At 70.3% G+C, this 7105-nt stretch carries 7 protein-coding genes; all 7 read left to right on the top strand.

The window, feature by feature from the left end; all coding sequences use genetic code 11:
* Positions 1–568 (top strand): response regulator (locus tag AOK22_RS37390; protein ID WP_055703109.1); only part of this gene is annotated, 568 nt, incomplete at its 5' end.
* Positions 569–819: 251 nt separating this feature from the next.
* Positions 820–2187, top strand: coding sequence for an extracellular solute-binding protein (locus AOK22_RS37395; protein WP_167357937.1), 1368 nt, complete (start codon positions 820–822; stop codon positions 2185–2187).
* Between the two features lie 119 nt (positions 2188–2306).
* On the top strand, positions 2307–3251 hold the full coding sequence (locus AOK22_RS37400) for a carbohydrate ABC transporter permease (protein WP_055703111.1): 945 nt from the start codon (positions 2307–2309) through the stop codon (positions 3249–3251).
* Positions 3252–4079: a carbohydrate ABC transporter permease gene (locus tag AOK22_RS37405; protein WP_055703112.1), complete on the top strand. Its 828-nt coding sequence runs from the start codon at positions 3252–3254 to the stop codon at positions 4077–4079.
* 201 nt (positions 4080–4280) lie between these two features.
* Positions 4281–4937, top strand: a complete 657-nt coding sequence (locus AOK22_RS37410) for a hypothetical protein (RefSeq protein WP_055703113.1) — start codon at positions 4281–4283, stop codon at positions 4935–4937.
* Complete coding sequence (locus AOK22_RS37415) at positions 4925–5959, top strand: hypothetical protein (RefSeq protein ID WP_055703114.1); 1035 nt, start codon at positions 4925–4927, stop codon at positions 5957–5959. The genes AOK22_RS37410 and AOK22_RS37415 overlap by 13 nt, the downstream gene beginning before the upstream one ends.
* Before the next feature lie 63 nt (positions 5960–6022).
* Positions 6023–7105, top strand: a 1083-nt coding sequence (locus AOK22_RS37420; RefSeq protein WP_157872416.1) for a serine/threonine-protein kinase, incomplete at its 3' end; no start/stop codon positions are given.

Consider the following 7105-nt stretch of genomic DNA (forward strand, 5'->3'; position numbering starts at 1 on the left):
GGCCCGCCGCCTGCTCGACCGCACCCCGGTCGACCTGATCCTCCTCGACCTCCACCTCCCCGACGGCCACGGCCTCCAGCTGGCCCGCTCCCTGCGCGCCGCCGGCAACCCCACGGACGTCATCGCGGTGACGTCCGCCCGCGACCTCGCCGTCGTCCGCGAGGGCGTCTCCCTCGGCGTCGTCCAGTACGTCCTGAAGCCCTTCACCTTCGCCACCCTGCGCGACCGCCTCACCCGCTACGCGGAGTTCCGCACCGCCGCCGCCGACGGCGAGGCCACCGGCCAGGACGAGGTCGACCGCGCGCTCGCCGCCCTGCGCGCGCCGGGCCCCGCCGCCCTCCCCAAGGGCCTCAGCGGCCCCACCCTGGAGCGCGTCATCCGCACCCTGCGCGCCGCCCCCGAGGGCCTGACCGCCGCGGCGGCCGCCCAGTCGGCGGGCCTGTCCCGGATCACCGCGCGCCGCTATCTGGAGCACCTCGTCGACACGGCCCGCGCGGCCCGCAGCCCCCAGTACGGTCACGTCGGCCGCCCCGAACTGGTCTACCGCTGGCTCCCCTCGGGCGACTGAGCTCCGGGCGCCCTCGCCCGGCCGACTCCCGGCGTACGGCTCCCGGCCGCCCCTCCCTTCCCGTCCCGGACGCCTCATCAACGTACGCCCGACAACAACGTTGTCACGTTGATGACAAGCGTCAACGCCCAGCCACCGCACGGGCATTGACCTTGCTCGGAACGCGCCCTTACGTTCACCGGGCAGCCCGCTTCGCAGCCCCGCGTCGCAGCCCCGCGCGGCAACCCAGCCGCGTCGGCCCGTAGGAGGTCGTGCCCGTGCGCCCCACCACCACTCCCGTGCTCCTCGCCGCCGCCACCCTGCTCGCCGCCGGCACCCTCACCGCGTGCGGCGGCGGCTCCGGCGACGACCCCGACACCGTGAAGGTCTCCTTCAAGCAGTCCACGGACAACCAGATCAGGGTCATGGACACCTATCTGGCGGACATCAAGAAGCAGTTCGAGAAGGAACATCCCGGCAAGAAGGTCGAGCTGGTGCCGATCAAGGCGCCGGACTCCGAGTACTACACCAAGCTCCAGCAGATGCTGCGCTCCCCGAAGACCGCGCCCGACCTGGTCTACGAGGACACCTTCCTCATCAACTCGGACATCACGAGCGGGTACTTGAAGCCGCTCGACCCGTATCTGGACAAGTGGCAGGACTGGGACCAGTTCATCGACACCGCCAAGACGGCGGCCAAGGCGGACGACGGCAAGACGTACGGCGTACCGGACGGAACGGACACCCGCGGCCTCTGGTACAGCAAGGCGATCTTCAAGAAGGCGGGTCTGCCCGCCAGTTGGCAGCCCAAGGACTGGGACGAGGTCCTCGACGCCGCCCGCACCATCAAGAAGAAGGTCCCCGGCGTCACCCCCCTCAACGTCTACACGGGCAAGCCGGCCGGCGAGGCCGCCTCCATGCAGGGCTTCCAGATGCTCGCGTACGGCACGGGCACGGATCCCCTCTACGACCCGAAGTCGAAGAAGTGGGTCACCGGCAGCGAGGGTTTCAAGGACTCCCTGTCGTTCGTGGAGACGGTCTACAAGGAGAAGCTCGGCCCGGACGTCTCGGACGCGCTCGACCCCAACTTCGCCACCCGCGTGCGCGGTGAGCTGCTGCCCAAGGACAAGCTCGGCATCAACCTCGACGGCTCCTGGCTGCCGCAGGACTGGGGCAAGGGCGCGGGCCACGAGTGGCCCGAGTGGTCGGACAAACTGGGCCTCGCGCCCATGCCGACGCAGCACGGCGAGGCGCCCGGCAAGGTGAGCATGTCCGGCGGCTGGACCTGGGCGGTCCCCGCCAAGGCGGGCAACCCCGACCTGGCCTTCGACTTCATCAAGACGATGCAGACGAAGGCGAACGCCAAGAAGTGGTACATCGCCAACTCGGGCATCGCGGTCCGCAAGGACGTCGCCGCCGACCCGTCGTACATCAAGGCCCAGCCCGGCCTGAAGTTCTTCACGGACCTGGTCGCCACGACGCACTACCGGCCCGCCTACCCCGCGTACCCGAAGGTCTCCACGGCGATCCAGGAGGCGATGGAGTCGGTGACCACGGGCGACGCCTCGGTGGAGAAGGCGGCGAGCGGCTACGACGAAGAGGTGTCGGCGGCGACGGACGGCGCGGTCACCAAGAAGTAGCGCCCTGGGACGGCGTGGCCGTCGCCCCCCCAGCGCCCCGGACGGCGCGGTCACCGACAAGTAGCGCCCCCGGGCGGCCCGTTCGCGGGCCGCCGGTGGCAGAGAGCGAGTGCCCGTACGTGACTACCGCACCCCCTGTGGGCCCCGGCGTCGCCAAGACGACGTCGCCGGGGCCGGCGTCCCGGCCGCCCGGCCCGCGGGCCAGGGCCCGCCGGAGCCTGCTGCGCGCCCTGCCCGTCTCCCCCGCCGTCGTCCTGCTCGCGCTGTTCCTCGCGGGCCCCATCGGCTACTGCGCGTACATCGCCTTCACCGACCTCCAGCTCACCGGCCAGGCCGAGTCGAGCTTCGTGGGCCTGGAGAACTTCCGCACGGCCTTCGGCGACGAGGACTTCCTCAACGCCGTCTGGCTCACCCTCGTCTTCACCGTCCTCTCCTCGATCATCGGCCAGAACACCTTGGGCCTGGCGCTCGCCTCGCTCATGCAGCGCGCCTCCAAGCCGGTCCGCACCTTCACCGGCGCGATCGTCGTCACGGCCTGGGTCCTGCCGGAGGTCGTCGCGGGCTTCCTCCTCTACGCGTTCTTCCGCCGCGAGGGCACCCTGAACGCCGTCCTCGACCTCCTCCATCTCCCGTCCCAGAACTGGCTGTTCACCCTGCCCATCCTCGCGGTGTCGTTCGCGAACGTGTGGCGGGGGACGGCGTTCTCGATGCTCGTGTACTCCGCCGCGCTCAACGAGATCCCCAAGGAGATCACCGAGGCCGCGGAGGTCGACGGCGCGAGCGGCTGGCGCCGCCTGTGGCACATCACGCTGCCGATGATCCGCCGTTCGATCGGCACGAACCTCATGCTCAACACCCTGCAGACGCTCTCCGTCTTCGGCCTGATCTGGGTGATGACGCGCGGCGGCCCGGGAGACCGCAGCCAGACGCTGCCGCTCTTCATGTACGAGCAGGCCTTCCAGAAGAGCATGATCGGCTACGGCACCGCCGTGGCGCTGCTGCTCCTGCTGGTCGGCTCGCTCTTCTCCCTCGTCTACATGCGCCTGCTGCGCACGGAGGTCTGAGTGTCAGCCCGTGAGAACCGACGCAGGCTCGCCGCGGACCTGGGCCTCCTGGTGGTGGCCGCGGCCTTCGTGCTGCCGCTCGCCTGGGTGGTGCTCTCCGCCCTCGACACCCGCGCGGACCTCGGCGTGAAGATCCCCGACGGCGTCACCCTGGACAACTTCGACGCGGTGCTCACCGACGAGATCACGTTCACGCCCATGCTGAACAGCCTTCTGCTGTGCGGCGGCGGGACGCTCCTGACGGTGGTCTGCGCGGCGCTGGCCGCGTATCCGCTCTCCCGCTACACGTCCCGCCTCAACCGCCCCTTCCTCCTGACGATCCTGTTCGCGACGAGCCTGCCGATCACGGCGATCATGGTTCCCGTGTACGCGCTGTTCGTGCAGGTCGACCTGATCGACACGATGCAGGGCACGATCTTCTTCTTCGCCGCGTCCCAACTTCCCTTCGCCATCTGGCTGATGAAGAACTTCATGGACGGCGTCCCCAAGGAGCTGGAGGAGGCGGCGTGGACGGACGGCGCGTCGTCCTTCCAGTCGCTGATCCGCATCGTGCTGCCGCTGATGGGGCCGGGCGTGGCCGTGGTGACGGTCTTCGCGTTCGTCATGATGTGGGGCAACTTCTTCGTCCCCTTCATGCTGCTCCTGACCCCGGAGCAGCTGCCCGCGTCGGTGAGCATCAACGACTTCTTCGGCAACAAGGGCACGGTGGTCTACGGCCAGCTGGCGGCGTTCTCGCTCCTGTACTCGACGCCGGTGATCCTCCTGTACGTCCTGGTCTCGCGGAAGCTGGGCGGGGGGTTCGCGCTGGGCGGGGCGGTGAAGGGGTGAGGACTCCGGATGACGACTCCGTACGACGACTCCGTACGAAATGTGCGCAGTCGTCTTTCGGACACAGAACTGTGACATGAGTTCGCGGAGATACGTCCCGTGCGTCCCGTTCGTGCCGTCGGATCACTCTGGTGCCCGCAGTCGGCTCGCACTAGCGTGCTGAGCTCGCGCCGACCCTCACCTCTTCGCCAGGAGCCGACAGTGAACCGCCCTCTCCGCCTCGCGACGGCCGCGCTCACCGCGTCCGCAGCCCTGCTTCTGACGTCCTGCGGCAGCGGCGACGACTCCGCCAAGGACAACGACAAGATCGCCGGCGCGGAGCAGGGCGAGGAGAAGTCCTCGACGCCGAGCGAGCCGGCCCAGGCGGTGGCGGACCGGCCGAAGATCGAGTTGCCTTCGGACCTGACGTACACGTTCGAGTGGGCGAAGACCGGTGACAAGAAGAAGGACGCCGTCCTGGCCGATACGGAGCAGTACCTGAAGGCCGTCGACCTCGCCATCGCGGAGCAGGATCCGGCGCACAAGGCGTACCGCTTCTACTCCGAGGGCGACGCGGCGGCGGCGAGCCAGAAGTTCGTCCAGGAGTACGTCGACTACAAGGACCGGATCACGGGCACGAAGCGGTACTTCAACGCCCGGGTGGACATGTCGGGCGGCAGGACGGCGGGCCTCGTCTACTGCGAGGACCAGCGCAAGGCGCACAACAAGAGCCTCAAGACGGGCAAGACCGCCGAGGCCCCCGCGCCGTCCAAGGACGACTTCGTGCTCTACAGCAGCCGACTGCGCGTGAACGACAAGGGCGTCTGGGTCACCGAGACGACCACCACTGACCGGGGGAATGCCACATGCCAGCCATGAGAAGGACACCACTAGTCGCCGCCGGGGCCCTGGCGATGGCCGCGGCGCTGCTGCTGCCGGGGCCCGCGGCCGCGCGGACCGGCCACGGCGGGTCCGCCAACGGCGACGCCCAGGGTCCCACCGAGGACGGTGGGGACGGCACCCTGCTCGCCCAAGCGGGCGGCATCGTCTACGACCGTTCCAAGAACGGCTCCGGCGCCAAGACGGGCGCCATCGCGCCCACGGGCAACTACAGCCCGCCGCCCTGCTGGTACGGCCCGACGTACACGCCCGCCCAGTTCAAGAAGGAGCGCGAGGCGGTCTGGGCCGTCGACTCCACCGGGCACGAGTGGGACATGGCTCAGCGCAAGCGCTACGTCGAGGGCGAGCCGTACAAGGACTTCAACATGGACAAGGCCGGCAAGGGCTACTGGTGGACGTCGTTCCCCAACAAGTCCTACCCGCCCGGCTGGGACAAGTGCACCAAGGAGACCTTCTGGGTCGACCAGGGCGACCCGCCGCCCGCCGACGCCCCCGAGGCCATCGACCCGGAGATCCTGGCGAAGCTCGCGTACGCCGAGATCCGCGTGCCCGGCACGAAGGTGTCGCTGGCCCCCGAGGCGGAGACGAAGGTCAACCTCCCCACCTGGGCGTGGCTGGACGGCGCGGAGTTCAAGCCGGTGTCGGTGACGGCCTCCGTCCCGGTCCTGGACATCGAGGCGACGACCACCGCCGAACCGGTCTCGCTCAAGATCGACCCGGGCACGTCGGACGCCGAGACGTACCCCGCGGACGGGGTCTGCGAGATCGTCGACGGCAGGATCGGCGCGCCGTACGCGAAGGGCAAGTCCAAGGAGACGCCGCCCTGCGGCGTGAAGTACCTGCGCTCGTCGGGCAAGGGTTCGTTCCCGTTGAGGGCGACGGTCACCTGGAAGATCCACTGGACGGGCACCGGTGTGAACGGTGAACAGCTGCTGCCCGACGGCGAGTTCGGCGCGGAGCAGGACGTGGTGGTCCAGGAGATCCAGGCGATCAACCGCTAGCGGAGGGTGAGCCCGGCGCCGCGACTAGGATCTTCGGCGTCGCGGCGTCGAAGGGGGAGCACCGTGCAGGGGCGGTTGCTGAACGGTCGGTACGAGCTGCTCGCGCCGATCGGCGCGGGCGGCATGGGCCAGGTCTGGCGGGCCCGGGACACGAGCCTGGGCCGCGAGGTGGCGGTCAAGCTGTTCGTGCCGTCGACGTCGGCGGGTGAGGAGGAGCAGGCCCAACTCCTGGCCCGCTTCCGCCAGGAGGCGCGTGCGGCGGCCGGGCTGGACAGCCCGTACATCGTCGCCGTCCACGATCACGGCGAGGACGACGGCACCCCGTACCTGGTGATGGCGCTGGTGCAGGGCCGCTCGCTCGACCAGGTGCTGCGCGAGAGCGTGCGGGTGCCGGTGACGGACGCGCTGCGCTGGGCGGCGGACGTCTGCCGCGCCCTGGAGGTGGCGCACGCGGCGGGTGTCGTGCACCGCGACATCAAGCCCGGCAACGTGATGATCACGGGGGACGGCACCGCGAAGGTCGTCGACTTCGGCATCGCGACGTTCATGGAGCGCGCGGCGGGCGACTCGCGTCTGACGCAGACGGGGCAGTTGCCGTTCGGGAGTGTCCCGTATCTGGCGCCGGAACGGTTCCGGCAGGAGCCGGGCGACGGCCGCACCGACCTCTACGCGCTGGGCTGTGTGCTGTACGAACTCCTCGTCGGGAGGCCGCCGTTCACGGGTTCGGCGGCGGGCGTGATGTACCACCACGTCAACGACGCGCCGCTGCGCCCGAGTCGGGCGCGGGCCGAGGTGCCGGAGCCGGTGGAGCGGCTCGTGCTCGACCTCCTGGCCAAGGATCCGGCGGACCGTCCCGCGAGCGCGGCGGTGGTGCGGGGGCGGATCGAGGGGGCGATGCCGGCGGGGCCGGTCCTGTCGAAGTCGCCGACGGAGCGGACGGACACGGCGCCGTCGGACACGGAGGTGTGGGACGCGAGGCCGTCGGACACGGCGCCGTCGGACGGCACCCCATCGGACGCGAGCAACCCGTGGAACACCGCCGACACGGTCGGCTCCGTGGCGAAGGCGACCACCCAAGCGGCACTCCCCGCCCCACGCCGCCCCGCCTCCTCCCGCAGACGGCTGCTCCTCCCGACGGCCCTGGTC

The organism is Streptomyces silaceus (assembly GCF_001419745.1).
GTDB classification, from domain to species: domain Bacteria; phylum Actinomycetota; class Actinomycetes; order Streptomycetales; family Streptomycetaceae; genus Streptomyces; species Streptomyces silaceus.